The following is a 1,261-nucleotide window of genomic DNA, read 5'->3' as shown; positions in this document are numbered from 1 at the left end:
CACTGGCCTGGGCCAGTGCGCTGCCGGTCGCCGCGGTCGTCGGGGCGTCCTTCGCCGCGTTCGGCGCCGACCCGCAGGTGCTGGGGCGGGCGGCGCTGCTGGGCTGGCTGCGGGCCGGCGGCCGGGTCTGAACCCCTCAGTCGGGGTCGCGGCGGTGGTGGCGGCCCCGCCGCGCCTCCTCTTGCGCGCCGGCCGGCGTCCGCGGCTCGGGCTGCTCGGGCGGTTCGGGCGCGTCGTCGGGCCGGGCGTGCCGGGAGCGGCGAGAGCGCTCCGACACGGCCTGCGACATGGCCTCCTGCGACACGGCCCCCTGCGGCACAGCGTCGTGCGACACGGCCTGCGGGACGGCGACCGGCATCGGCCGGGTCTGCGCTCCCCTCGGGACGACGGGCTCCTCGCTCGCCGGCCACGGCCACGACGGGCTGCTCGGCGGCGCGGCCGGCGGGCCGAAGAGGTCGTCCGCCGGCGCCGGAGCGGGTTCGGACGGCCGGTCCACGGGGGTGACGCTGTCGAACTGCCCCGTGCGCCCGGTCGCGCGGGCGGCCGCGACCCCGGCACGGGCCGCGGCGGCCGGGTGCGAGCCGGTGGCGGATTCGACGGCCGAACGGGCGGCCGGGTGGGCCCCTGTGCGTCCAGCAGCCGGATGGGCTCCCGTGTGTCCGGCAGCCGACCGGGCGTCGGCCGCGGGGTGGGCTCCCGTGTGTCCGACCGCCGACGGGGCGTCGGCCGCCGGGCGGGCTCCTGTTCCGGACCCGGTCGACGGACGACCTCCCGCCTCCCGGTCCGCGGGCCGAGGGGCGTCCTCCGGCGCGGGAGCGGCGCCGAGGCCGCGGCGGGCGGCGAGGGCGGCGAGCCGGGTCGCGGTGGGAGAGGTCAGGTCGAGCCGCTCGGTCGCCCGTGCGGCCCCGGGCTCGGGAGCCCGGTCGCCGGAGCGGGTCGGGCCTGCCGCTGGTTCCGCGGCGCCGGGCTCCTTGTCGAACCAGGACCCGGTCCACTCGCCGGTCGGTGCCTCGGCGGGCTCCACCGGTCGACGGTCCGAGGTGCCGGTCCGCCGCGGCAGCGCGTCGCCCGGGCCCTCGGGTACCGGGTGGCGGCCGGACACGGGTCCGGCGCCCGGGAACCGGCCCGAGGCCTCGCCACGGGCCCCGCCGGGGGTCGGCGGCACCGGCGACACCGGCGTGGCGGGGGTGAAGTAGCCCGAGTCGGACGGCGGCGGAACGGGCGCGGCCCCGGGCCGCCACCCGCCGGTGCCCTCGCCCCG

Annotated in this window: 1 protein-coding gene; it reads right to left on the bottom strand. The window is 81.6% G+C overall.

Going from position 1 to position 1,261, the window contains the following annotated elements; genetic code table 11:
- Positions 1–136 precede the first annotated feature (136 nt).
- The gene (locus tag KIK08_RS39070) at positions 137–496 is read right to left on the bottom strand and encodes a hypothetical protein (protein ID WP_214408338.1); all 360 of its coding nucleotides are present in this window, start codon (positions 494–496) and stop codon (positions 137–139) included.
- Between the last annotated feature and the right edge of the window lie 765 nt (positions 497–1,261).

The sequence above is a fragment of the Pseudonocardia lacus genome (genome assembly GCF_018531445.1).
Taxonomy (GTDB): Bacteria; Actinomycetota; Actinomycetes; order Mycobacteriales; family Pseudonocardiaceae; genus Pseudonocardia; species Pseudonocardia lacus.
This window is presented reverse-complemented; position numbering and strand designations above follow the sequence as displayed.